The sequence below is a fragment of the Pseudomonas citronellolis genome, from assembly GCF_001586155.1.
GTDB lineage: Bacteria > Pseudomonadota > Gammaproteobacteria > Pseudomonadales > Pseudomonadaceae > Pseudomonas > Pseudomonas citronellolis.
In genome coordinates this window covers 4740280-4763974 of sequence record NZ_CP014158.1, presented here as the reverse complement: position 1 = coordinate 4763974, position 23695 = coordinate 4740280, and the positions used below count along the sequence as shown (strand labels likewise).

Annotated in this window: 21 protein-coding genes and 2 pseudogenes; 12 read left to right on the top strand and 11 right to left on the bottom strand. The window is 62.0% G+C overall.

Annotated features, from left to right (window positions below):
• Positions 1 to 29 precede the first annotated feature (29 nt).
• Positions 30 to 851, top strand: a complete 822-nt coding sequence (locus PcP3B5_RS20720) for an SDR family NAD(P)-dependent oxidoreductase (RefSeq protein WP_061562288.1) — start codon at positions 30 to 32, stop codon at positions 849 to 851.
• Between the two features lie 466 nt (positions 852 to 1317).
• Positions 1318 to 2934 (top strand): phytoene desaturase family protein, encoded by a 1617-nt coding sequence (locus tag PcP3B5_RS20715; protein ID WP_058490451.1) that lies wholly within the window; start codon positions 1318 to 1320, stop codon positions 2932 to 2934.
• Positions 2935 to 2970: 36 nt separating this feature from the next.
• Here PcP3B5_RS20715 and PcP3B5_RS20710 read toward each other — a convergent pair whose 3' ends face one another.
• Entirely contained in the window at positions 2971 to 3606 is a 636-nt protein-coding gene (locus PcP3B5_RS20710; RefSeq protein ID WP_058490449.1) for a TetR/AcrR family transcriptional regulator, read from the bottom strand.
• Positions 3607 to 3867: 261 nt separating this feature from the next.
• On the opposite strand from PcP3B5_RS20710, the gene PcP3B5_RS20705 reads away from it, so the two are divergent.
• The 5 genes from PcP3B5_RS20705 (at position 3868) to PcP3B5_RS20685 (ending at position 8828) form a co-directional block, all read left to right on the top strand.
• A complete protein-coding gene (locus tag PcP3B5_RS20705; RefSeq protein WP_058490447.1) occupies positions 3868 to 5148 on the top strand; it encodes a cytochrome P450 in 1281 nt (426 codons plus the stop codon).
• 57 nt (positions 5149 to 5205) lie between these two features.
• Positions 5206 to 6237: a hypothetical protein gene (locus PcP3B5_RS20700; protein ID WP_058490445.1), complete on the top strand. Its 1032-nt coding sequence runs from the start codon at positions 5206 to 5208 to the stop codon at positions 6235 to 6237.
• A 71-nt stretch (positions 6238 to 6308) separates the two neighbouring features.
• A complete protein-coding gene (locus PcP3B5_RS20695; protein WP_058490443.1) occupies positions 6309 to 7097 on the top strand; it encodes an SDR family NAD(P)-dependent oxidoreductase in 789 nt (262 codons plus the stop codon).
• 49 nt (positions 7098 to 7146) lie between these two features.
• Entirely contained in the window at positions 7147 to 8481 is a 1335-nt protein-coding gene (locus PcP3B5_RS20690; RefSeq protein WP_058490441.1) for an MFS transporter, read from the top strand.
• Entirely contained in the window at positions 8478 to 8828 is a 351-nt protein-coding gene (locus PcP3B5_RS20685) for a nuclear transport factor 2-like protein (protein WP_058490438.1), read from the top strand. The genes PcP3B5_RS20690 and PcP3B5_RS20685 overlap by 4 nt, the downstream gene beginning before the upstream one ends.
• Before the next feature lie 38 nt (positions 8829 to 8866).
• Here the strand turns inward: PcP3B5_RS20685 and PcP3B5_RS20680 are convergent, their stop codons facing one another.
• The 10 genes from PcP3B5_RS20680 to PcP3B5_RS20635 form a co-directional block, all read right to left on the bottom strand.
• Positions 8867 to 9109 carry a hypothetical protein gene (locus PcP3B5_RS20680; protein ID WP_058490436.1) on the bottom strand — a complete coding sequence of 81 codons (243 nt, stop codon included), beginning with the start codon at positions 9107 to 9109 and terminating at the stop codon, positions 8867 to 8869.
• Between the two features lie 24 nt (positions 9110 to 9133).
• Positions 9134 to 10717 (bottom strand): phytoene desaturase family protein, encoded by a 1584-nt coding sequence (locus PcP3B5_RS20675; protein WP_058490435.1) that lies wholly within the window; start codon positions 10715 to 10717, stop codon positions 9134 to 9136.
• 44 nt (positions 10718 to 10761) lie between these two features.
• Positions 10762 to 11682, bottom strand: a complete 921-nt coding sequence (locus tag PcP3B5_RS20670; protein ID WP_058490433.1) for a VOC family protein — start codon at positions 11680 to 11682, stop codon at positions 10762 to 10764.
• Positions 11683 to 11752: 70 nt separating this feature from the next.
• A complete protein-coding gene (locus PcP3B5_RS20665; RefSeq protein ID WP_058490431.1) occupies positions 11753 to 13060 on the bottom strand; it encodes an amidohydrolase family protein in 1308 nt (435 codons plus the stop codon).
• Positions 13061 to 13115: 55 nt separating this feature from the next.
• On the bottom strand, positions 13116 to 13691 hold the full coding sequence (locus PcP3B5_RS20660; protein ID WP_058490429.1) for an aromatic-ring-hydroxylating dioxygenase subunit beta: 576 nt from the start codon (positions 13689 to 13691) through the stop codon (positions 13116 to 13118).
• 72 nt (positions 13692 to 13763) lie between these two features.
• On the bottom strand, positions 13764 to 15161 hold the full coding sequence (locus tag PcP3B5_RS20655) for an aromatic ring-hydroxylating dioxygenase subunit alpha (protein ID WP_058490427.1): 1398 nt from the start codon (positions 15159 to 15161) through the stop codon (positions 13764 to 13766).
• A gap of 312 nt (positions 15162 to 15473) precedes the next feature.
• Positions 15474 to 16649: an MFS transporter gene (locus PcP3B5_RS20650; protein WP_058490425.1), complete on the bottom strand. Its 1176-nt coding sequence runs from the start codon at positions 16647 to 16649 to the stop codon at positions 15474 to 15476.
• A 111-nt stretch (positions 16650 to 16760) separates the two neighbouring features.
• On the bottom strand, positions 16761 to 17996 hold the full coding sequence (locus PcP3B5_RS20645; RefSeq protein WP_058490424.1) for an NAD(P)/FAD-dependent oxidoreductase: 1236 nt from the start codon (positions 17994 to 17996) through the stop codon (positions 16761 to 16763).
• 13 nt (positions 17997 to 18009) lie between these two features.
• Complete coding sequence (locus PcP3B5_RS20640; protein WP_058490423.1) at positions 18010 to 18330, bottom strand: 2Fe-2S iron-sulfur cluster-binding protein; 321 nt, start codon at positions 18328 to 18330, stop codon at positions 18010 to 18012.
• Between the two features lie 22 nt (positions 18331 to 18352).
• Positions 18353 to 19621 carry an MFS transporter gene (locus tag PcP3B5_RS20635; protein WP_058490422.1) on the bottom strand — a complete coding sequence of 423 codons (1269 nt, stop codon included), beginning with the start codon at positions 19619 to 19621 and terminating at the stop codon, positions 18353 to 18355.
• Between the two features lie 68 nt (positions 19622 to 19689).
• Between PcP3B5_RS20635 and PcP3B5_RS32655 the strand changes: the two are divergent.
• The 5 genes and pseudogenes from PcP3B5_RS32655 to PcP3B5_RS20615 form a co-directional block, all read left to right on the top strand.
• A pseudogene (locus tag PcP3B5_RS32655) lies at positions 19690 to 20520 on the top strand (methyl-accepting chemotaxis protein); the annotation flags it as partial.
• Positions 20521 to 20946: 426 nt separating this feature from the next.
• Positions 20947 to 21462, top strand: a pseudogene (locus tag PcP3B5_RS32650) (methyl-accepting chemotaxis protein); the annotation flags it as partial.
• Between the two features lie 203 nt (positions 21463 to 21665).
• Complete coding sequence (locus PcP3B5_RS20625) at positions 21666 to 21896, top strand: ferredoxin (RefSeq protein ID WP_058490419.1); 231 nt, start codon at positions 21666 to 21668, stop codon at positions 21894 to 21896.
• 44 nt (positions 21897 to 21940) lie between these two features.
• Positions 21941 to 22702, top strand: a complete 762-nt coding sequence (locus PcP3B5_RS20620) for an SDR family NAD(P)-dependent oxidoreductase (RefSeq protein WP_058490417.1) — start codon at positions 21941 to 21943, stop codon at positions 22700 to 22702.
• Between the two features lie 48 nt (positions 22703 to 22750).
• The gene (locus PcP3B5_RS20615) at positions 22751 to 23695 is read left to right on the top strand and encodes a VOC family protein (RefSeq protein WP_058490415.1); all 945 of its coding nucleotides are present in this window, start codon (positions 22751 to 22753) and stop codon (positions 23693 to 23695) included.

The following is a 23695-nucleotide window of genomic DNA, read 5'->3' as shown; positions in this document are numbered from 1 at the left end:
GAGTTGAAAGTAGTGTGGAGAACAAGGTTATGACCAGTATGGGAAAACTATCTGGACGCGTTGCGATCGTCACTGGCTCCGGTGGCGGACTGGGGGCCGAATGCGCGCGGGTTTTGGCCTCCCATGGGGCCTCCATTGCCGTAGTCGACATCAATGGAGAGGCTGCCGCGGAAGTGGCGGCCTCCTTGATATCTTCTGGTCACGAGGCGCTGGGCATCCGCACCGATGTCTCGTCGGAAGAGGACGTACACGCCATGGTTGGCCAGGTCAAGGAGCATTTCGGTCGCATTGACGTGCTGCATAACAATGCTGCAGTGCTCAATGCCGGGCAGCGACAGCGCGATCGCGACCTGGCTAATCTCGACATGGACGCTTTCGACCGGGCCATCGCTGTCAACCTACGTGGAGCGGTGCTATGCACCAAACACGTCGTTCCGGTGATGCTGGAGCAAGGTGGCGGCTCGATTATTTTCGCCACCTCCGGTCTGGGTGTGCAGGGGGATATGTCGCTGACAGGCTACGCCACCTCCAAGGCGGCGCTGCTGATGCTGCCTAAGCTGGTTGCTGCGCAGTACGGCAAGCAGGGGGTTCGCGGCAACGCTGTACAGATCGGTCTTGCGCCGCAGCACCCATTGCCTGACGCCCTGCTGGACATCATGCGTGACAACCACTGCACGCCGGAGCTGGGCACCCCTCGGCAGATCGCCGACGTGGTGGCTTTCCTGGCCTCCGACGAGTCCTCGTTCATCACCGGCAGTACCGTGGTGGCCGATGGCGGCTTCAGTAGCCACACTCCGTCACTGGTAGCGGTGCGCAAGCTGTTCGACCAGATGGGGCGCAATAGCATGTGAGCGAAGCGGGCCGGTAGGGGCGGTCAGGCCTCACGCCTGCGTGCTGAAGCTCAATCCGCACCAATCCGAATGGACCCGGGCGAGAAGTGTGGTCGTCAGTGCCCGGAGACGCCAAGCATTCCCCCGACTGGCCACTACCTGCTGTAGCTTGGCAATTTGCTGGCCACCTGGATGAGCAGCCCTTGTAGCTGCCGATAGTCATGCCCTTGCGCCCGCATCGACCGTTCCCTTTAGAAAACTTTTATTCGTGGTCACCGATGTCGATATCGGCGAGGGCTGTGCCTTGCGCCGCAAGAGTCGCTGGAGAATTGTTTGACCGCCGGTAAAACGATGCCCAACCACTGCCGGTTGGTTGTTGCTAGCGTTGCCTTCCCGGTGAAAGGCAGGACCCTAGCCTTCTGCCAAGCAGGTAGTAGTGGTCTGGTGAGAGATTGCCAGAGCCACCAGGCACTTACTCAAAACAGCGATGAACAAGAACAATCAAGCCATGAAAAATGACAACACGGATTTCGATGTAATTATCGTGGGTGGTGGTACCAACGGCCTGTCGGCGGGTTGCTACCTAGGGATGGATGGCAAGAAGGTGTTGGTGCTTGAGGCGCTGGACAAGGTTGGCGGAATGGCCTCATCGGGCTACCTGATTCCCGAGGCGCCGCAACACCTCGTACACCCTTGCGCGATGGATATGATGTCCATGCGCGTTCATGCCCACGTACCCCACGAGCTGCAGCTCGAACGGCATGGGTTCAAGTCGATCGAGCTGTCGCCGGGCTACGTGTACTTGCACCCGGATGGCACCTCGCTGGTGTTCTGGCGTGATCGTCAAAAGACGGCCGCGGAAATCCGCCGTTACAGCACCAGGGACGCTGAGGCATTCCTTGAGTTCATGGCGGTCATCGACCTGTTCCTCGACATCGCTTTGCCGATGATGCGGATCGACCCGGCTCGGACCAACATCATGACCAAGCTGAAGGTCGTAGGTACTGCACTCAAACACCGCAAGCTCAAGCCCGAGCTGATGGCGCTGATGACCGGTTCGGCACACCAGGCCGCGCGGGAGCGCTTCGAGCACCCGGTGACCATCTCTGCCATGTGTGCGCTCACTGGCCTGGCCGGCGACATCAGTGCCGATGGTGGTGGCATCTATTACGCCCTGCTGGGTTTCCTCCATCGCTTCGGTGTTGGTCGGGTGATCGGTGGCATGCAGCAGCTCAGTAACGCCATGCGCGCGCGCCTGGAGGAGCTTGGTGGCCAGGTCCTGACCCTGGCCCGTGTCGAGGAAATCCTCGCCAGCCGGGGCAAGGTTCGGGGTGTACGGTTAGCTGATGGACGTGAGTTCACGGCCCGTGCGGTTGTTGCCGGCTGCCATCCCAAGGTCGCGCTGGAAATGGTCAGCGCCGGAGAAATGCCACGCAACCTGCTGACCCGTATCGCCATGGCACCGGCCAACGCCAGGGGCTCTGGGCCGCTTAAGGTGGACCTGGCACTTGATGGACAGATCGCAGTACCTCGTTTCGAGGCTGCCAGAGGCGATGGTGTCGACCTGCGCAAGGCCTGCCTGATGATAGGTACCGAAGAGGCGGTACTGGAGAACTTCGCCTCTAGCGCCCGGGGAGAAGTGCCGCGCCTGCCCTACATCACCATGGTAGCTCCCAACTCGGTGGATCCTTCGCAGTCGCCGGAGGGACAGGACGTGCTCTATATCTACCCGCCGGTAATGCCGGTCGCTCCTCTTGAAGGGTGGGATGCGCTCAGGGAGCGAGTGGCTGACCAAGTGGTCGAACAACTGTCCGAATACGTCGAGGGTATTCAGGGGCATGTAATTGGGCGCTGGATCGAGGCGGCGCCGGATTTCACTGCACGCTTGAATACAGTGAACGGTTGCGTGGTGCATATCGACACCACGTCCATGCGCTCCAGTGCCATGCGGCCAGCCTATGGCCTCGGTGGAGAGACTCTCCCGGTCGAAGGGTTGTACTTGGGGAGCGCCGGTATCCACCCAGGCGGTGGCGTCAACGGCATGGCCGGGCGGCTGGCGGCCGGCCGGGTGAAGCGCTACTTGGCGCAAGTCGGAAGAAAGTAGCCGATGGCCGTGTAGGTGTCCTCTGGCACGGTCGTTCTAGTGCAGGGCGATGCTGGCGAGGATGAAGTCCGCAGAATGTTGGCGCCAGGTGGTCATGCCTTCCTCTGAGGTGGTGTCCAGGCCGGCCAGCGCCGACATCGAATAGCGGTTGGTGAACCAGCCGGTAGTAACCAGCGCGGCGGTGGCGAGAAACAGCCGGGGGTTGATCCCGGCCTTGAAGTCCCCAGCCTCGGCGCCGCGTCGCAGGATGCCGTCGAGCTTGTCTATCAGCCTTGGCGTCAGCTCCAGGAAGCGGTTGCGCGGTGTCTCGTGGGTGTTGTGGTAGTGGATGCCCTCCAGGGCTAGTGCGCCGAGCAGCGGATCGTGACGATACTGGTCGAAAAAGTGGTTGAGCATTCCCTGCATGGCTTGCATCGGTGGTAGTAAGTCGACATCCAACTCCACCAGCTCGGACATGACGCGCTCGGAGCATTCGTCCAGCACGGCGATGAACAGACCTTCCTTGGAGCCGTAGTAGTGGTAGACCAACTGTTTGGTGATCCCCGCTTCGCGGGCGAGCTCCTCCATGCGCACGCCGGTGAGACCCTTCTTCGCGAATTCCAAGCGGGCTACCTCGATCAGGCGGCGGATCGTGTTGCGTTTTCCGGGTTCATTCTGCACCGCGGTTTTCACCCTGGGCTCCTTATGGCAGCGATGGGCTGACGTACTTCGTTTGACCTTGGGTAAAACGAATCGAGTCGCAGAAAAGAGGCAGCTCGTTAGTATCCCAAGTCGGTGATTCCGAAAGGATACCGCTACTTGCGGCCTGGCGAGCAAGCCGGGGTGTTTCCAAATGAAATATCGCAGCGGGACCCTTACCCCGTGATGCTGATGGCCTGCCACCGTGCCGGCGTCGGTCGACTTCGACAACAACAATTTAGAGTGTTTAATCTCATGAGCACTAATAGCGCTTCTGCCCTTGATCTCAAGGAAAACTACTCCGCAGTCTCCGAAACCTATCGTGGTACCGACCTGGACATCCATGCCGTTTGCCGAGAGCAGCGGTTGAAGTCACCGATCTACGAAGGTGACTTCATCACTCAGTTCGGGGTGCCGACCAATGCGGGTATCCAGCAAGGTACCCGGCCAACTTTCGCGCTGTTTAAGTATCAGGACGTGCTGGCGGTGCTGCGCGACGGGAGCACCTTCACCAACGGCTTCATCGCCGAAGGCCTGGGCGCCTTCTTCGACGGCCTGGTGATCCTGGCCATGGACGGCGAGCCGCACCGAAAGGTGCGTGCCCTGCTGCAACCGGCATTCATGCCGGAGAATGTGAACAAGTGGCGTGGACAGATCGACGAGGTGATTCGCAGGGAGTTTCTTGAGCCGCTGGTATCGAAGAAGAGCGCCGACCTGATGGAGTTCGGCCTGGAGCTGCCGATTCGCATCATGTACGCGCTGATGGGGTTCCCCACAGACGATCCGTCGAAATACAAGCAATACGCTGCCTGGGCACTGGCCATGGTTGGTGGCAATCAGATCGACCCAGCGAAGATGGACGAAGCGCGTAAGCGTGCCGGCATCGCAGTAAAGGGACTTTACGACGCTATCCACGCCGTCGTGGTGCAGCGGCGTGCCGAGGGCAGCCACGGCGACGATGTGGTCGGCCGCCTGCTGCGTGCCGAATTCGAAGGACGCACTCTGGACGATCATGAGGTAGTCACCTTCACCCGTTCGCTATTGCCCGCTGCTGGTGAAACCACCACGCGCATGTTCAGCTCGGTGATGGCCCTGTTGCTCACCACTCCGGGCTTGCTGGAGCGGGTGAAGGCAGATCGCTCACTCGTTCCCAAGTTGATGGACGAAACCGCGCGCTTTGAGCCGGTGGCGACCTTCAAGGTTCGTGAGACAGCAAAGGACGTGGAGTTCCATGGGGTGAAAATTCCCAAGGGCTCCTTCGTTCAATGCATGGTGGTTTCCGCCAACCGCGACGAGGACGCTTTCGAGAACCCTGACGTGTTTGACATCGACCGCAAGCTCAAGCCTTCCTTCGGCTTCGGTTTTGGCCCGCATATGTGCATTGGTCAGTTCATTGCCAAGGTCGAGATCAACTGCTCGATCAACGCCATCCTCGACCTGTTCCCCAATATCCGTCTGGATCCGTCGAAGTCGGTGCCGGTCATCGAGGGTGCACAGTTACGCGGTGCCTCGTCGCTCCCGGTGATCTGGGACTGAGCCTCGCTGCCCCTTTGCCTTGCGTGCCCTCGACAATTACGACAAGAGAGAATCCCCATGAGAACTTTCAAGACGATTCCCGTGCGTGGTGACTTTGGTTTCCAGCAACTGGTCGGCCCGCATCAAGTCAGCGGTGCCTCGATGGGTGGTATCCGGGGTTATTTCGGCTTGCAGTTGAGCAAATCCTCGCCGTTCGGCTCGGTGCGTGACGAGGAGGGCAACATCTATTCATTCGTGCGTTCGCTGATGGCGCCGGGCGGTACGCCGAACCCGACCAAGTTCTTCTACCTGAACAACCATGTCGACGGTATCAACCTGCGCATGGATCACGAGAAGATGGCTCGCCAGGCGTCGACGCCGATGCCGGTGCAGACCCTGGAGGGCGACACCGTGCGCTGGACCAGCCAACCCGGCGAGGCCGGTAATGGTTGGGAAATCACGGCCAACAGTGAACGCCTGAGCTGGCGCGAGGACGGCCTGTTCCAACTGGAAGGACGGCTGCTCGGCCCGGGCCTGCAGTGGTATCTGCCGGGAGTGGAATGGGGCACCTTCTATGTGTCCCAACTCTGGGAACTGGCCGGCATCTGCGAAGGACGGCCGGTGAAGGGGGCGATGGCGCTGGACCAGTTCTACATGGCAGAGGGCGGTGCAATCCACTTCAAGAAGGACCTTGTAGTCAATAACAACAAGCACGTGCTCTGGTGGTCGTTTGTCACTGTCTACAAGGACGGCAGTTGGGACGCCGGTTCCTTCATGGTTGGCCACGATCACCTGGGCTATGCGATCTTCACCAACGATAAAGGTGAGGTGCGTGTGACCACCGATATCGAAGGACAAACCCGGCACAAGGAAGGTAGCTACTTCCTTGAGTCGGCTCGAATTGTGCTCGAAGGTGAGGAGGAGTGGGAGTTTCTTCCCGACACCAGGGGTGAAATGATCGACTTTGTCGGTGGCTTCCCGATCACCGCACAGCAGGAGGGGCGCTGGCGCCGTGTCGGAGACACCCGAGAGCCTTCGCACTGGCTAGGCTGGGGAGAGTCCGACCGGCGCAACGGTTCGGCGCGCAACATGCCGGGCCGGGATATCTGATCTGGCCGCTCGAGCTCCGTGCGGCCCAAGCTCCGCGGGAGTGTTCCGTACAAGAACAGGGGAAACAGCCGATGAGGTTCAAGAACAAGGTGGTGCTGGTCACCGGTGCCGGGCGAGGCATGGGGCGAGCCATCGCGCTGGCGTACGCGAGCGAAGGGGCAAAGGTGATAGTGTCTGCTCGTACGCCACGCCATGGCGAGGAAACCGTCGCGCAGATCGCGGCACTGGGCAGCGAGGCTCACCTGGTCGGTGGTGACATTGCCGACCGCTCGTCGGTCAAGACCATGATCGAGGGTGGTGTGGAGCATTTTGGCGCACTGGACATCCTTGTCCATTGTGCCGCGGATACATCATCCGGGTTGGTCGTCGAGATGACGGACGAGACGTTCGATCATTTGGTGCGCAGCAATATCCAGTCGCTGTTCTGGCTGGCCAAGGATGCGGCACCCCATCTTTCTAAGGCGCAGGACAAGGGCCGGATCGTATTCATCTCCTCTGGCGAGGCCAATCGCAAGTACACGCCAACGCTGATCCCGTACAGTTCCAGCAAGGCGTTCATGAACGCCTTTGCCCGTGGGCTGGCGGTGGAGTTCGGCGCACTGAACATTCTGGTCAACGTGATCGAGCCGGGGCTGATAGGCACCGATCACATGTTCGAGTCCCTGGGGGAAGAGCTACCGCACCGCCTGGCCGAGCGCTTCCCTGTGCCCCGTTTGGGGCAGTCGGCGGATATCGCCGCCGCTGCGTTGTTCCTGACCTCCGACGACGCTTCCTATATCACTGGTACCTCCCTGCTGGTCGACGGCGGCGCCACTATGGTGGCCATGCCCAAGGTCGAAGAAATCCTCAAGGGGCATTGAGCCCGGATTGCGCAGGCTGCCAACGGGCGATTGCGTCAGGAGTCCCTGTATGTCCGATACCTCCAATTCATACTGGCGCTCAGCTTTCGACATTGCTGAGTTCAGGCGTGGCTGGCGCATCCTGCTACTCGGTCTCGTGGGGATCTGCACCAGTATCAGCGCCGGTTTGCTTTATGGCTTCGGCACCCTGGTCATTCCCCTTGAGCAGGCCTTTGGTTGGAGCCGGGGCGAGCTACAAGCGTCTATCACCTTCCTGTTTGCCGGTGTGGCCGTTTCCACCCAACTGGTCGGCCCGCTGTATCACCGTTTCGGCCTGCGGCGGGTGGCGATCGTATCGATCCTGCTGCAGGTGGTCGGCTATGTGGCAATCACGCGGATCGAGCATTCCATCGGTTGGCTGTACCTGGCGTTCTTCTCCATGCCGTTGGTCTGTGCAGGCACTATTGCCATTACCTGGACGCAACTGGTCAACCTGTGGTTCGAGCGCAACCGTGGTTTGGCCTTGGCGGCTATCCTCTGCGGCACTGGGATGATGGCGCTGCTGCTGCCGCCATTACTGGCCGGCCTGATCGCCCGGTTCGGCTGGCAGGCTGGCTTTTTCGCCCTAGCGGCGCTGCCCTTGCTGTTTACCTTGCCTATGGCCTTGGCATGGATGCGTTTGCCAACGGAGGTCGAGTCCATGTCCTCGACGGAGCGTGCGTTGGCTACACAACTGAACGGTTTCAGCTTCCGCCAGGCACTGCGCTCGCCGGTATATTGGAGTTTCAATGTCGCGCTGATCCTATCGGTGTGCCTTACCGTCGGTATGGTCACCAATATAGTGCCCATGTTGCAGAGCAAGGGGCTTTCCGCCCAAGTAGCGAGCCAGATCTTCAGCAGCTTCGGCATTTCCATCATCGCCGGGCGTCTATTGGTAGGCTATCTGCTGGACCGCTACCCTCCGGTCCTGGTCGCAGTGACGAGCCTGGCGCTACCGGCCATCGGTTGCGCGGTCTTTCTGTTCGCTGGTGTGCAGAGTACCGCGCTGCTGGTGTTCGCCACCCTGTGCGTCGGTGTCAGCGCCGGTGCTGAATTCGACCTGGCGGCATTCCTCATAGCGCGTTATTTCGGGCTGCGCGACTACGCGCGTATCTTCGGCCTGCACCTGGCCTTGGTCACAGTCATGTCCGGCTTGATGCCGGTGTTCTTCGGTTATCTCTACGAGGCGTACCAGGGCTATTCGGCGGTGCTGCTGTGCTGCCTGGCCTGTTCCCTCATCGGGCCGTCGATCCTGCTCTGGCTGCGGCCGGCAGCGGTGGTCGCGGTCCAAGCAACGGCATGCCTGAAGCGGTGTGCGAACGTCCGGCGGGCCTGCCCGTCTGCGGATACTAGGAGTAAGCAATGAGTGCGCAAGAAACCATCGAGCATTTCCTGCATGGCCAGATCGATTGCTGGAACAACGGCGACAAGGAGGGGTTCTTCGAGCATTACCGGCGGATGTCGCCCGCTGGCCTGAACATCGAGTACGTTGGCCGTGCTCTGCCGACCGACCCATGGCAGATCCTCGAAGGCATGTGGGAAAACCAGCAGCCGCGTTTTCGCGTGGAGGTCAAGGAAACCATCATCAACGGCGAGGAAGCCGCCTGCCATCATCGCAATGCGTTGCGTGACGGCAATGGCGGTATCGAGACCATCGAGCTGTACCGTTTCCAGGACGGCAGGTTGTGGGTGCGATATTTCATCAAGGCGTGAAGGAAGCCACGGGGCACGCAGGCGCGCGCCCCTGACGCTCAGCCGCGAGCGGCCCGCTCCTGCCTGCGCGCTGCCCGCCAGCCCTGGAACAGGAGCAGCGGCAGGCGTAGGATCACGCCGATGCCGAGCAGCTGGGCGGCCTGCCAGCAGTCTTGCGGGTGGACCAGGATGGTGGTGCTCATGGCACCCATGACCTTGCCCTTGATCACCAGTCGTTGACCCTCGCGAGTGATGGATTTGACGTCCACCATCTCCACGCCTTCCTTGCTGAACATCTTCATGCTGCGCTTGCTCCTGCCTGGGGCTCAGGCCCCGACCAGTTCGTCGAAGTCCAGGCCGGATTCCTCCAGCAGCACCCGCGCCACGTTGCGCCCGGAGGCGGCGGTGACACCGCCGCCGGGGTGGGTGCTGGCGCCGGCCAGGTACAGGCCCGCCACCGGCGACTTGTACTGGGCGTAGCCGGGAGCAGGGCGGTTGCCGGCGATCTGCCAGGAGTAGGAGCCGAAATGCAGGATGTCGGCGCCGATCATGGCGTTGTTGTGGCGTTCGATGTCCAGCGGGGTCATCCACGAGAAGCCGAGGATGTTGTCGTCGTCCATGTTGGTGGTGAGCTTGCGCAGATCATCGAGAAAAGCGTGGGCCACCTCTTTGCCGATCTCGTCCCAGCGCTGGGCGCCGCCCTTGAGGTGGTAGGGGCAGAAGGCGTACATGTTGAGCACGCGACTGCCTTCAGGGGCGCGGGTCTTATCGTAGGTGTCCTGGGTCACGTAGGCGATGAAGTCGCGGCGCGGGATGCCGTACTCCAGGTCGCGGAAGGCGCGGGCGAATTCCTCGGGGTCGGAATGCGAGCGTTCCACCCAGAAGAAGTCGTCCACCGCCGGGCCGACCTTATAGCGCGGTGCCTCGCGCAGGGCGACGTGCATGTTGAACGGCTGGAAGCTGCTGTGCTTGAGGGTGCGGATGCGCTGCTCGAAGCCTTCGGGCAACTCGCAGCCGGGGACCATGGCGGGGAATACCTGCTTGGCATGCAGGGTGGAGATCACGCCCTGGCGAGCGAGGATTTCCTCGCCGCTGTCGAGGATCACGCCGGTCGTCTTGCCGCCGTCAATCTTGAACTGTTTGATCGGCGCCTCAGTGCGCACCTCGCCGCCATGGTGTTCCAGGCAGGCGCGCAGGGCGTCGGCGAAGGCTCCGGAACCGCCGACCGGGATGCCCACGCCGTAGCGGTGCATCAGCGGCAGGATGATGTAGAAGCCGAAGCCGGTGCCGTTGTCGAACGGGTTCATCATCGCCTCGGAAGCGTAGCGGGCCAGGGCGATCTTGACCTTGTCGTTCTCGAACCATTCGCTGATGTAGTCCCAGGCGCTCATCGCCTGGGTGCGCATCAGTTCCTGGCCGACCTGGCTCTGTTCCATCATCAGCGCTTGGTGCGAAGCGCTAGGCGGCGTGTTGAACATGCCCATGACCAGCATGTCGAGGTTCTGGAACACCTGGTAGTTGAAGCGGCGGTAGGCGTCGGCGTCACGCTCGGAAAACTTGGCGATGGCCTGGCAGGTGCGCTCTAGGTCGGTGTAGAACTCCAGGGTGCTGCCGTCGTCGTAGAAGATCGCGGTCATCTTGTCGGGGTTGATGTATTTCAGGCCGAACTTCGCTTTCAGCTCCAGCTCGTCGTTGCGTAGCAGCGGGTTGGCCTGCAGCAGGGTGTGCGCCACCGAGCAGACGTCGTGCTTGAAGCCGGGAATGGTCAGCTCGCGGGTCATGACCCCGCCGCCGACCTTGTCGTTCTTCTCCACCACGCACACGCTGCGCCCGGCCTTGGCCAGGTAGCAGGCGGCGACCAGACCGTTGTGGCCGCCGCCGGCGATGACGATGTCGTAGGTCTTGCTCATCTTCTTGTCCTTTTTCTGTCGATGTTGGTGTTGGATTCACGCGCTCAGTCGTCGGGGTAGCGCTCCACGGGCATGACGCTGGGGCCAAGGATCGGTCCGGCCCGCTCATGGCCCCAAACGCTCAGATGCTCGGGGTTCAGCTCGAAGCCGTCGTGGTGCCAGGGCTCCAATTCATGGATGCACTCAACCGCGAACCCGGACGGGCTGAAGTGGTAGAAGGAAACGTGCGGGTCCTGACAGTGCTGGCCGAGGGTCATCTGCATCGGCAGCTCGCGCTGGCGCACGATGTCGTAGGTCTTGCCGAGATCGCTCAGGCTCTTGACGAACAGGCCGATGTGCTGCACCCCCTTCATGCCGGGGGCATGGCCGAAGGCGATGTCGTGGCTGGTCTTGTCGTTCAGCTTGGCCCGGAAGAAGCCGGTACGGCCCTTGCCGGCGCCCGCGCCGTACCAGTGGAAGCCCATCAGCTCGATGAAGAAGGCTTCCAGTTCGGGACCGTAGTCCGGCGTCATCAGGACGATATGGCCGACGCCGCGCTCGTCGGCGACGAAACCGCCGTGGGGGCGACCGGGAACGAACGAGCGCGGCGTCCACTTCTGTCCGTAGAAGAGTTCGTGCTGGTAGCCCGCCGGGCAGCGGAAGCGCACCAGTTCGCGCACTCCGCGTATCTCGCGCAAGGCGTCATCGCCGATTTCCAGGGCCACCCCGGTTGCGCGAAAGCGCGCCACTGCGGCGTCGAAGGCCTGCCGTCCGCGGGCTTCCCAGCCGATATAGGCGATGTGGTCGATGGGGCCGGGGTGAAAGGCGATGCGGTGACGGCGGTCGTCGCTGCGCAGGTACAGTGAGTCGGGGTCGCCCGCCGGGGCGTTGCCCAGCCCCAGGCCGAGCACCTGCGGTGCGTACTCGCGCCAGGCGTCCAGGTTCGGGCTTTCGAAGCCCAGGTAGCCAATGCCGATGATGTCCATGCTGGCCTCGTGTCGTGGTCTTGAACCGTCCCCTCCCGGCCTTTGCCCGGGAGGGGCGCCATGGCCTTTCCTACAACGCGGTCTGGGCGTCCGCCTGGGCGAACATCGCGTTGATGTCGCCGGAGGTCACCGGCTGGCCTTTCTCGCGCTTGGGCGCGGCTCCGCCCATGCCCAGTGCCGGCTCGATATTGACGTGCGTGGCCTGGGCGCGCAGCGCGCCGACGGTGCAATTCTCCCGACCGAGCAGGGGGAACGGGTCGTAGGAGAACTCACGCATGGCGTTGAGGTGGGTGACCTTGTGGATGGTCGCCTCGGGCAGCTTGCGCAGGCTTTCCCAGGCCACTTCCGGCGAATTCGGCCAGGTGCAGTCGGAGTGCGGGTAGTCGCATTCCCAGGTGACCATGTTCTCACCCACGTCCGGCAGGTTGCGCAGGCCGAAATCGTCCTCGATGAAGCAGGTGATTATGTGCTTGCGGAAGATGTCGCTGGGCTTCTTGCCGCCGAAGTCGGCGTTGGTCCAGGCGTGGTGGTGGCGATGGGTGAAGTCGGCGCGTTCCAGCAGGTAGGGGATCCAGCCGATGCCGCCTTCGGACAGGGCCATGCGCAGGTTGGGGAACTTCTTCCACATCGGCGCCCAGATCCAGTCGGCGGCCGAGTTGGCGATGGAGATCGGCATGGAGGTGATCCAGGCATCGATCGGCGACAGCTCGGATGCGTGCTCGGCCTTGATGCCGGTGCCGATGTGGCAGCAGATCACCACGTTGTTGTCGGAGCAGGCTTTCCACAGTGGGTCCCAGTAGTCGCTGTGGATCGACGGGAAGCCGTGCAGCGCTGGGTTGTCGGACAGCGACAGGGCATGCACGCCGAGTTTGGCCAGACGCTCGACTTCGGCGGCGGCGGCCTGCATGTCCCACCAGGGCACCAGCATCAGCGGGATGAAACGTCCCGGCGCGACGTTGCACCAGTCGTGCAGGTGCCAGTCGTTGTAGGCCTGGATGGCCGCCAGGGACACGGCGCGGTCCGGGTGGTTCTGGAAGCGCTGGCCGGCGAAGCCGGGGAAGGTGGGGAAGCAGATCGAGCCGAGGATGCCGTTGGCGCTCATGTCATCGACGCGGGCCTTGATGTCCCAGGTGCCGCGGCGCATGTGCTCGTAGCCCAGCGGCTCCATACCGTATTCCTCCTTGGGCCGGCCGACCACCGAGTTGAGGCCCATGTAGCCCGTGGCCTGGCCTTCGAATACCCAGACATCACGGCCGCCGTGCTGCTCGACGCGCGGCTGGCGGCCCTTGAAGCGTGCCGGCATGTGGCGGTCGAAGGCGCCGGCCGGTTCGATGGCGTGGTCGTCCACGCTGACGAGGATCATGTCTTCGAGTTGCATTGTCGTTCTCCGTGGTTGGCCGCAGCGGCTGCGGCCTATACTTCTGTCGGGTCGATCAAAGGAAAATGCCGAGGTTCGGGGTGCCGATCACCGCCTGGTCCAGCAGGATTTCGCGCCGCGCCAGTTTCAGTTGGCCGTTCTCGCGGCGCAGGATGTCGTGGCGTTCGCAGGGGATCAGGTCGAAGTCGTCGAAGTCGAAGCGGCTGCGGGTCACCAGCAGGTAGCTCAGTACCTTGTATTCGTCGGCCTTGTCGGTGCCGAACACGCGGACGTTGCTGACCAGGCGCCGGGTGCGCGAGGGCGGGTCCTCGCCCCAGGCGCTGCGGGTGTCGGTGATGCGCATGATGCGCACCATCAGCGAGCCATGGCTCTCATGCAGGTGCTGGACGTTGCGCACCACGGTCTGCTGTTGCTGGCGGTTGGGACGGGTGAGGCGCGCCGGGGCGTTGTACTCGATATCCAGGGTCAGGGTTTCGCTCCACTGTTTGAGTTGCAGGGTGTCCAGCAACTCCGCTTCGTCGTAGAGGAAGTCGACGATTTCGCTATGCAGCGGGCTGCCGCTGGAGATGCGCTTGCTGCGATCGGTCGGCGGCAGGGGCGTGGGGGCGAGCAGGGTCTGTAGGTCGTTCATGGCGATCTCCGTGAGGCTGTGCGTGCCATCGGCTGCGCTGCGCAGCCGGGCAGGGTGTACGAGGATTGGGGGTCAGGCCGTCATCAGCGCGTGCCAGTATTTCCACCACTGCCACTGGGTATCGTCCTTGGTGAAGCCCTCGCCGACATAACCGGGGCCGGGCCAGTCGGCAGGCTTGGTGTCGTCTTCGTACAAGGCCTGATACTTGAGGGTGATGTCCTCGCTCATCGCTCCCTTGGCCGCCAGGGTCATGTGTGGCCAGGTGTCGGAGTCGTCCTGTTCGACCATGCCGGAGGTGCCGAGCAGTTGGATCGACTGGCGCAGCATGCGCGCCTTGATTTCCGGCGGGGTGTCCTTCTCGGCGAGGATCCAGTTGACGAATTCCAGCTTGTCCGGCCCCTTGGGGATATAGGCGTGCAGGGCCATGGCGCCGAGCACGGTGCCGTCCGGCTGAGGCAGGTAGATGAACTCGAACAGGCCATTGGGGAAGAAGTTGCCCACCTGCGGCGGGCGCCAGCTCATGACGTGCAACTGCTCGGGGCTGAAGCGCTTGAGCAGCTCCGGGACCATTTCCCGGGTGATGCCCGGTGGTGGCAGTAGGGTGAGTTTTTCCTCGGCGCTCATGGTGGACGGGTCGCGTCCGGTGAGGCGCTGGATCTTGCGGTCCAGTTCGATGCAGCGCATGGTATGGCCGTGTTCGGTCCAGACTTCGACGCCGTACATTTCCGGGCTGAGGTCGCCGCCCTTGCCTTCGGCATCCGGCTTCTTCGCATAGGGGCCGACCTCGCCCAGCCAGCGGTGCAGGGTCAGGGTGTGGAAACCGTCCGAGGCGGATTGCTCGCAGGCGGTCTTCCAGTTGGCGCGGATGATGAAGCGCTGTGGTGGGCCGAGCACTTCCATGCCGGCGGTGGTGCGGCACCAGAGCGTGTCGAAATACCATTTGGCATCGCCGAGGAAGTCCTCGAAGGACTGGCCGTCGATGTTCCAGGTGGCGAAGATTAGGCCGCCATAGACGGACACGCGGGCCTTGTGCAGGCCGAGTTCGGCCTTCGTGCGCATCTTGCCGTGCATGCACTCCTTTTCCACCGGCGCGGCGATGAAGTCGCCGTTGGGGCGGAAGGTCCAGCCATGGTAGATGCACACATGGGCGGCGGCGTTGCCGCCATCGACGGTGGAGATCTTCATGCCTCGGTGCGGGCAGACGTTCAGCGAGACATGGATCTGCTCGTCGCTGGAGCGGGCGACGATCACCGAGTCAGAGCCCATGTCGCGGACGACGAAGTCGCCCTTGTTCGGAATCTCGGTTTCGTGGCCAAGGAAGACCCAGGTCCTGGCGAAGATTTTCTTCATTTCAAGGGTATAAAGCTCGGGGTCGGACAGCGTCCGCATCTTCACTTCATGTTTTTCCAGGTCGATCAGGTCCGAAATCCTCGTGCCGTCGCTCAGCGCCGGGTTGGTAGTGCTGGTCATAGTCGGTCTTCGCTCTTGTTGTTTAATATGAACAAAAAATAGTTTTTTGTTCATTTGCGAGCCGATTATCTGCCCCGTGGAGGGCTTTTTAATTGATCTGAGTCAACGGCTGCTCAGGGCCGGAAACCACCGGTCAGGCACGTTGCTGCTCCCGTTGGGCAGCCTTTCAGATCTATGGAATGGGGCTTGTGGAGTAGGGTGTGGCGGGTTTGCCGGCGGCCGGGGCGCTGGTTGCAGAATGCAGGTATCGATTTGTATGGGCAATATTATTGAAATTGTTCAGTTATGCTTCGACCGCCAGCGCCCCACTCTTCACTGGCCGGGGCGCTGGCGCAGGTACAGCACCAGGGTAAGGCCGAGGGTCGAGAGCAGGGCTGAGCAGAAGAAAATCCATGGCAGACCGAAATGCGCGGCCACCAGGCCCATCAGTGGGCCGGCCAGCCCTACGGCCAGGTCGAAGAACAGCGACAGTGTGCTCAGGGCCGAATTACGGTTGCTCTCCGGCGTGCGCGCCAGGGTTTCCACCCCCAGCCCCGGATAGACCCAGGACACCCCCAGGCCGGTCAGCGCCGAGCCGAGGATCGCCACCAGGGGCGTAGGTGCCAGCCAAACGAGCAGCAGCCCAAGGGTTTGTACCGTCAGGCAGAGCGCGACCACCCGGTAGCCGCCGAAGCGTGGCAGCGCGTTGGGCGATGCCAGCCGGGCGCAGATGAAGGCGATGCCGAAGGCGCTCAGGCAATAGGCCGCGTTGTTCCAGCCCCGGCTGTCGAAGTACAGGGCGACGAAGGCGGTCAGGCTGCCGAAGCCCACCGAGCTGCAGGCGATGGCCAGGCCGTTGGGCAGCACGGCGAGGAACACGCAGTGGAATGGCAGGCGTATGCCCGGCAGCAACGGGGCCGGCGGTCGGCTCCGGGCGAACAGCAGGGGCAGCAAGCCGAGCAGGGTGATGCCGATACCGATGCCGGCAAGCCCCAGCTGGTCCCGTACTAGAACGCCGAGCGGCGCGCCGAGGGCGGTTCCGCCATAGGCGGCGATGCCATTCCAGGACATCACCTGTGCGGTACGTGTCGTGCCATGCAGGCCAATGGCCCAGGTGCAGCAGGGTGTCGAGATCAGAGCCGAAGAGATGCCCTGGAGGATGCGCCCGGTGAGCAGCAGCGCCAGGCCGGCCCCCGGGGGCAGCGGCAGGATGATCGCCAGAGCCGTCAGCAGGCCGCTGCCGGTCAGCACGGCTAGTCCGGTCATCACCGTGCGTTTGGCGCCATGGGTGTCGGCAAGCAGGCCAGCCAGTGGGCGCGACAGCAGGGTCGTCAGGTACTGCATGCCGATCACCAGGCCAACCATGGCGCTGCTGAATCCGAGGGTATTCAGGACATGGCCGGGCAACACGGCAAGGGGGAGTCCGTTGGCGATGTAGGAGGCGAAGTTGAAGCAGACGATCGAGACGATCGACAGGCCGGTGGAAAGCGATTGGCTACGGGCGTTCATCAGGTGTCGCCTTGAGCGGACGGCAGTCGGTGCAGGCTCGTTCGGCAGGGAGCGGGATTGGCCGTGGCGCTGGCCGAAGCCGCGCCCTGCGGTGGGCGCGGCGGCGGTCGTTCAGTCGCGGTTGGCGGCTTCCCAGGCCTTGAGCTCGAAGCCTTCGGCGGCGGCCTCGGCGGCGCTCAGCTGCGGCGGGCGGGAGAGAATCTTGCGCGCGGCCATGTGGTCGCCCGGTCGGTTGCAGGATTCCACCGCGATCAATTGGTCGTCGCGGAAACACAGCACAGAGAGCTGCTGGGTTTCCGTCGAGCCGAGGGTCACTGTGCTGTCGTAGCCGGTGGAAAGCCCGGCGATCTGCAGCTTGAGGTTGCCCTGATCGGTCCAGAACCAGGGCAGTGCGGCGTAGGGTGCCGATTTGCCAAGCAGTCGCGTTGCCACGTTGCGCGCCTGGTCGACGGCGTTCTGTACGGATTCCAGGCGGGTCGGTTGTTCGCCGTTCTGCAGGCAAGGGAAGCAGGCGACGTCACCGATGGCGGAGATGTGCGGATCGGAGGTCAGCAGGTTGGCGTCAACGCGGATGCCGTTTTCGATGGTTAGGCCAGCCTCGCTGGCCAGTTGGGTGTTGGGGATCACGCCAATACCGAAGACCACCAGGTCGGCCGGCAGCAGGCGTCCATCCGAAGTCTGCACACCACTGACTCGGCCGGCATTGCCTTCGATCCGGGTCAGGCCCTGGCGGAAATCGAACTTTACCCCCCAGGCCTCATGTGCTTGGCGGAACAACTGGGACATCTCCGCTGAGACGGCGCGTGCCATCGGGCGGTCGCCGAGCTCCAAGACGTGCACGCTGGCACCCTGTTCGGCGGCCACTGCGGCGAACTCCAGGCCGATGAAGCCGGCACCGACTACCACAACGTTGCGGATTTCCTTCACCAGCGGGGCTAGGGCGTCGGCATCCTGTTTGGTCTTGACGCCGAATACGCCCTGCAGTTCGGCACCGGGGACCGGCAGTGGGCGGTTATGGGCTCCGGTGGCGAGGACCAGATGATCGTAGGAGACCGCCTCGCCGGAGGCTAGCAGAACCCGACGGTTCTGCCTGTCGATGGCGGTAGCTTGGTCGTGGCGAAGGTCGATGCGCTGGGTGGTGAAAAACTCGGCTGGACGGAATAGAAGAGCGTTCTCGTTGATCTTGCCAAGCAGGTAGGCCTTAGACAGCGGTGGCCGCTGGTACGGGAGGCCCGGCTCGTCACCGATCAGAGTGATAGTGCCGTCATATCCTTCTTGGCGCAGCGAGGCCGCGATCTGAAAACCGGCCTGTCCGGCGCCGACGATGACTACTGAGGCAAGTGACATAAGGACCTCTTCTTCAGAATTGCGATGCAGGCAGGTGCAGCACTAGGCCGTCGAGTTCTTCGCTGATGAATACCTGGCAGGTCAGGCGGCTGTTGTCGCGGCGCTCGAAGGCGCAGTCGAGCATGTCGTTTTCGGTGCTCTCCGGCGCAGGCAAACGTGCCAGCCAGGCTTCGTCGACATAGGCATGGCAGGTGGCGCAGGCACAGGCACCACCGCAATCTGCCGGGATGCCGGGTATCGAAGCGAAGGTGGCGGCCTGCATTACCGATTGGCCGATATCCCCGATCACCTTGTGCTCGGTGCCGTTGTGCTCAATGAAGGTCAGTGTGGGCATGGTCTTCTCCTTGGGTGTCGGGTCAGGGGTGGGACGCGATCGGCGTCGAGACGAAGCGGGGAGCGCTGCCCAGAGTCAGTAGCAACAGGGGGCCGATCAAGCTGCAGGCAAGGGAATAGACCAGCATTGCCGAATAGCCTCCGGTGCGGCTGAGAAGGAAGGCGAACAACAGTGGCGCGAGGGCTGATGCCACGGTATTCAGACCCTGGTGTACACCGAACAGGCGGCCGTACTCGCGCAGGCCGAAGTAGCGTGCGACCAGGAAGGCGGCGATGTCGAACTCGGCACCGGCGCCGAAACCCACCAGCACGGCGGCCAGCAGTAGCGGAGCGAACTCTGTGGTGCCGCCGAGGTAGACCAGGCAGCCGATGGCCGGCAACGCCAGGCTGATGGCGGCCACCATTGGTGGCCAGAGGCGGTCGAGCAGGTAGCCGATGAGCATGCGGCCAAAGATCAGGGCAATGCCGAAGCCACTGAAGATCAGGTTTGCCTCTGCGGCTGGCAGGCCTTTGGTCTGCAACATGGGGACGGTGCTGGTGACCATGCCGACGATAGAGGAAATCACAAGCGCCAGGGCCAGGTTGCAGGTCCAGAACTTGGTCGAGTACATGCCTTCACGGAAGCTCAGGCCGGGCAGTTCTAGCAGGGTACTGGTGTCGCCCTGCGCGCGTTGGCCGGCTCTGTCGGAAAGCTTGAACCAAAGCAGGGTCAGCGGTAATAGCAGCAGCAAGTTGAGCAGGGCGAGAAGAACGAAGGCTGCGCGCCAGTCCCATTGCTCGATGCTCCAGGACATCAGGCGCGGGACGACCGCCGCGGTCAAGCCGGTACCGGACAGGCCGATAGCCAGGGCCAGCCCGCGATTGCGGTCGTACCAGAGGCTGAGTAACTGGGTCCAGGTTACCGCCAGCGCTCCCATGCCGATCAAAGGCAGGACAGCGAAAGCTAGGTATAGCGACCAGATCGACCCGTTCAGCTGAGTGGTGCCTAGGTAGCCCAGAGACAGCAGGATCAGCGAGATGACTGTCACCTGCTTCATGCCGTAGCGCAAGTTGAACCAGCCAACCAGCTGCAGCGAGATTACTGCGCCACCGAAGAGGAAAGTGATCGCCGCCTGAAGTTCGCTCTTGTTCCACCCGAATGCCGCTTCCAGCGGCACTACCAGGGTACCGAACCCGTAGAGCAGGGCAGCATTGATGCTGACAGCAACCCCAACCACGGACAGTAGCAGGATGCGCCATCCCCGTTTGAACTCGGTGAAGTCAATAGCCGCTTCGTTTCGGGCGGTAGGCATGGTTTGGCGTCCTTTATTGGTTTTGTAGGGCCGGGGTCTCGAGCAGGCAAGGCGTCTTATTTGATGTTATGTACATAAACGTGAATACTGTGCAAATAGTATGGCGGGGCAGCGTGCCTGTCCAGCTATCTTCCATAACAACAAGAACGGTGAGTGCCATGATGTTTCTGAGAGGGCTTTCGATCGGCGCCAAGCTTCTCGTGCTGCCAGGGTTGTTCGTGCTGTCACTACTGATCGTGTCGGGGATGGCCTATAGGGGGCTGCTCAAGCAGCAGGCAGTGATTGAGGAAATCGACCACCTGCGTTTCCATCAGTATCGCCAGGTGCTCGAAACCTCCTCGGCTTCGCAAGCGGCGATGGTGGGCGCCTATGCTGTGGTAGTGCGAATCCTCGAGTCGAATGGCTCGGCCTCCAGGGAGGAGCTCGAGTCCTATCTCGAGGATATGCAGGACAGTATCGATGACATGCATACAGGGATGGGCAAGCTGGCTCAGGAGACCCGCCTGGGCGGCGAGGAGAAAACCCTCTATCGAGCCGTGGAAGAGCAGGCTGGGGTGGTCGGTGAAGGCTTGTCTGACTTCAAACGCACGGCCGTTGACGATCAGTTGCAGGCGGCGGCGTTGCTGGGGCGAATGCGTGCCGAATACAACGGTTTGCAGGGGCAGTTCAACCGGTTGCTGGGGTTGCAGGCGGAGTTGACCTCCAATGCCTTCATCGAGGCTGGCGATCTGCAGCGGCAGTTGTCCAGGATGCTGATTGTTGTCCTCGTTGCGGCTAGCGCTCTAGCTCTGTTTGTCAGTCTGCTGCTGCGTCGACAGATTGTTCGAGCCATTCGGGAAATTGAGCAAGCTTCCGTTAGGTTGCGCGATGGCGACCTGACCCTCCGTGTGCGGGTAATGGGGCGTGACGAGATAGCCCATACTGCGCAGGCTTTCAACGAGCTGATTGACAGTTTCCAGCAGGCAATGTGGCAGGTCACCAATGTGGCAATTTCGGTTGGCACTTCAGCGGAACAGTTGGTGGAGGCCTCCGCACAGGTGGCTGAGAGCTCCACTGCGCAGGTCGATGCTGTGGCCTCGGTATCGCTCATTATCGGGCAGATGAGCGACGGTATAGCGACTATTTCCAGTCATGCGGAAAGCTTGCGCAGTTCGGCGGAGGCGAGCCTGCACGGGGCGGAGAATGGTCATCTGGCGCTGTCACGCTTGCTCGAGAATATCGACAGCGTGCGTCACGCGTTCTCAGAAATACGGGGATCGGTAAGCGACTTCGTGGAAAGCACCACGGCCATCACTGCGAGCATTACTCAGGTCAAGGACCTGTCGGCCCAAACAAACCTGCTGGCCCTCAATGCGGCTATCGAAGCCGCGCGCGCCGGCGAAAGTGGGCGTGGATTCAGCGTGGTGGCGGACGAGGTGCGCAGTCTGGCGCAGCGTTCCGCCCTAGCGGCCAACTCGATCAACGAGCTGACCTCGAAGTTGGAAGGGCAGTCTGAGGTGGTGGACGAAGCCTTGCGTGCTGGCACTGTGGCGCTGGAGGACAGCAGCAGGCTGCTGGCTGACCTGGAGTCCACGTTACAGCAGGCGGCGGAATTGGTGGGGGATTCCACTCGTGGCGTGGAACAGATTGCCGATGCGGTCCGCGTGCAGAATGTCGGTGGACGGGACGTGGCTCTGAATGTCGAGCGCATTGCGCGCATGGCTGGAGAGGGGGATGCGATTGCTCATAGTGTCTCCAGTGCCGTTATTTCGTTGCGAGGGCTCTCCGAGGAGTTGACCCTGGCGGTAGGTCGCTTCCGCTTTCAGGGAGAGTCGGAGGCGGCCGACTGCACCTTGGTCTGATCCTGTGCGGGAGCATCGATTGCGTTTGCCTTTCTGTTACCGGCGGATCGGCGGTAGTTAGCCGGTTTTGAGCGGTCTGGGGGGATAGGTCGCAGCTATTCGAGGCGAGATGACTTTGGTTTTTGGAAGCGTACTGGGCTTTTGTTTACAAATTTAAGAAAAGTGTTCATTATTTTTGCGCCTGCTTGGATAAGGAGAATAAGATGAGTTCCGACAAGGCCCGATTCGAGGTTGTGGTCGAGCGCAGCCGCTGCTGTGGCTACGGTCTTTGTGCTGCGATCTGTCCCAGCATCTACAAGCTGGATGCCGATGGTTTGGTTTACGTCGATAACAAGGCTGTTCCCGTCGAACTGGAAGACGAGGCACGAGAGGGCGCCGAAGCTTGCCCGGCCGAAGCCATCTGGCTCGAAGAGATCAAGCCTGAGGGGCAATAGCGGTATCCGATCTGAGAAAATCAGAACAAGAAATGGAGAATGCAATGACTGGGCGTCTTGAAGGTAAGGTCGCGCTGATCACCGGAACTGGCGGTGGCCAGGGTAGGGCGGCGGCGCTGCGCTTCGCCCGTGAGGGCGCTATCGTCGTGGGCTGCGACCTCAATGGTGCAGCACACGAGGAAACCGCCGCTCTGCTGAGCGCCCAGGGACTTCGTCTGCATGGTCGAGCGCCCGTCGACCTCGGTGACTATGAGCAGGCCAGGGCCTGGGTCGAGGCGGCTGTGGTTGAGCATGGTGGCATTGATATCCTGTACAACAACGCATCGGCGGCACGCTTCGGCAAGGTCAATGAACTGTCTGTCGAGGATTGGCATTACACCATTCGCAACGAGATCGACCTGCTGTTTTATACCACTAAGTACGCCTGGGGCCATCTGGCTGCGCGGCGTGGAGTCATTATCAATGTTTCTTCCACGGCAGCCTGGGGTGGCTCCAAGGTCGCGGGAATTTCCGCACATGCCGCAGCGAAGGGGGCGGTTGTGTCCTTTACTCGGCAACTGGCTGTCGAAGGGGCTCCCCTGGGGATTCGCGCCGTTAGTCTCAGCCCTGGCTTCGTCGCTACCCCAGGGACCTTGGAGTTTCTGGAAAATCCGGTGGCGCGAGCGGCGCTTCTCGATGGTGTCCTGATGGACCGCCCTGGCGAACCCGAGGAAGTGGTCGCCCTGGCCCTATTCCTGGCATCCGGCGAGGCCTCCTTCGTGACCGGATCTGATTTCGTCATCGATGGCGGTCTGCTGGCTATCTAGCTAGGCATAGCCGTTCCTCCCAAGACATTCGAACAAGAAGGTGAAGGCATGGATATCATCGGCATCGGCTACATGGGGTTCGAGACCGCGAGCCTTGACGCCTGGCGCGAATATGGCCCGCAGGTCATGGGTTTCGGCATTGGCAAGTCGCCGGACAGCGATCTGGCGTCGTTGTATTTCAGGATCGACGACCGGCGGCACCGCTTTGCCTTTCACCCTGGCAAGGTGGATCGCCTTGCCTATATCGGTTGGGAGGCGGTCGGACGTATGGCTTTCGAGGCTGGTCTGAGGAAGCTCGAGGCTGCGGGAGTGGAGTTCGTGAGAGGCGATACGGCGTTCTGCGAGCTACGTGGGGTGCGTGAAGTAGTACGTTTCCGCGACCCGGTGGGCTACCAGTACGAACTGTTCTACGGACAGAAGTGGACGCCACGCTCTTTCATTCCCGGTCGTCCGCATACCGGCTTCCTGGCCGATGAACGTGGTGCTGGGCACGTAGTGGTGATCACTCCGGAATACACTCCGGAGTTGGAGCATTTCCTGCTCGATGTGATGGGTTTCCACTGGTACGGAGCCGGCGCCGGCAAGGGCCGAACCGGCTTCTTCCGCGCCAAGCTGAACAACCATACCAGCCACGACATCGCCTACGGCCACGGTCCAGGGCGCATGGGGGTGCAGCATGTCGGCCTGTTCGTGCGCAATGTGCGTGATGTGGGTGAAACCTACGATATCGTGCGCAAGCGCGAACTGCCGATGATGATGACCCTTGGCCAGCACAGCCAGGATCCGCATCTGTCCTTCTACCACTTCACACCGTCCGGCTTTGCCTTCGAGACCATAGCTGAGATTGAGCCGTGGCAGGGCGATCCCTATGAGCTCAACCCCGAGACCCTGAGTTTATGGGGCCATGAGATGGTTGGTCCGATCCTTGGACCGAGCGTGCGTACCCCCGAGGAAGTGCTGGACGCCGAGTACCTAGCCGGCAAGAAGCGCTGA

What these genes read in the sequence shown, in the direction of transcription:
- PcP3B5_RS20720 (WP_061562288.1), top strand. Translation starts at nt 30, where the DNA reads ATGACCAGTATGGGAAAACTATCTGGACGCGTTGCGATCGTCACTGGC.
- PcP3B5_RS20715 (WP_058490451.1), top strand. Translation starts at nt 1,318, where the DNA reads ATGAACAAGAACAATCAAGCCATGAAAAATGACAACACGGATTTCGAT.
- PcP3B5_RS20705 (WP_058490447.1), top strand. Translation starts at nt 3,868, where the DNA reads ATGAGCACTAATAGCGCTTCTGCCCTTGATCTCAAGGAAAACTACTCC.
- PcP3B5_RS20700 (WP_058490445.1), top strand. Translation starts at nt 5,206, where the DNA reads ATGAGAACTTTCAAGACGATTCCCGTGCGTGGTGACTTTGGTTTCCAG.
- PcP3B5_RS20695 (WP_058490443.1), top strand. Translation starts at nt 6,309, where the DNA reads ATGAGGTTCAAGAACAAGGTGGTGCTGGTCACCGGTGCCGGGCGAGGC.
- PcP3B5_RS20690 (WP_058490441.1), top strand. Translation starts at nt 7,147, where the DNA reads ATGTCCGATACCTCCAATTCATACTGGCGCTCAGCTTTCGACATTGCT.
- PcP3B5_RS20685 (WP_058490438.1), top strand. Translation starts at nt 8,478, where the DNA reads ATGAGTGCGCAAGAAACCATCGAGCATTTCCTGCATGGCCAGATCGAT.
- PcP3B5_RS20680 (WP_058490436.1), bottom strand. Translation starts at nt 9,109, where the DNA reads ATGAAGATGTTCAGCAAGGAAGGCGTGGAGATGGTGGACGTCAAATCC.
- PcP3B5_RS20675 (WP_058490435.1), bottom strand. Translation starts at nt 10,717, where the DNA reads ATGAGCAAGACCTACGACATCGTCATCGCCGGCGGCGGCCACAACGGT.
- PcP3B5_RS20670 (WP_058490433.1), bottom strand. Translation starts at nt 11,682, where the DNA reads ATGGACATCATCGGCATTGGCTACCTGGGCTTCGAAAGCCCGAACCTG.
- PcP3B5_RS20665 (WP_058490431.1), bottom strand. Translation starts at nt 13,060, where the DNA reads ATGCAACTCGAAGACATGATCCTCGTCAGCGTGGACGACCACGCCATC.
- PcP3B5_RS20660 (WP_058490429.1), bottom strand. Translation starts at nt 13,691, where the DNA reads ATGAACGACCTACAGACCCTGCTCGCCCCCACGCCCCTGCCGCCGACC.
- PcP3B5_RS20655 (WP_058490427.1), bottom strand. Translation starts at nt 15,161, where the DNA reads ATGACCAGCACTACCAACCCGGCGCTGAGCGACGGCACGAGGATTTCG.
- PcP3B5_RS20650 (WP_058490425.1), bottom strand. Translation starts at nt 16,649, where the DNA reads ATGAACGCCCGTAGCCAATCGCTTTCCACCGGCCTGTCGATCGTCTCG.
- PcP3B5_RS20645 (WP_058490424.1), bottom strand. Translation starts at nt 17,996, where the DNA reads ATGTCACTTGCCTCAGTAGTCATCGTCGGCGCCGGACAGGCCGGTTTT.
- PcP3B5_RS20640 (WP_058490423.1), bottom strand. Translation starts at nt 18,330, where the DNA reads ATGCCCACACTGACCTTCATTGAGCACAACGGCACCGAGCACAAGGTG.
- PcP3B5_RS20635 (WP_058490422.1), bottom strand. Translation starts at nt 19,621, where the DNA reads ATGCCTACCGCCCGAAACGAAGCGGCTATTGACTTCACCGAGTTCAAA.
- PcP3B5_RS20625 (WP_058490419.1), top strand. Translation starts at nt 21,666, where the DNA reads ATGAGTTCCGACAAGGCCCGATTCGAGGTTGTGGTCGAGCGCAGCCGC.
- PcP3B5_RS20620 (WP_058490417.1), top strand. Translation starts at nt 21,941, where the DNA reads ATGACTGGGCGTCTTGAAGGTAAGGTCGCGCTGATCACCGGAACTGGC.
- PcP3B5_RS20615 (WP_058490415.1), top strand. Translation starts at nt 22,751, where the DNA reads ATGGATATCATCGGCATCGGCTACATGGGGTTCGAGACCGCGAGCCTT.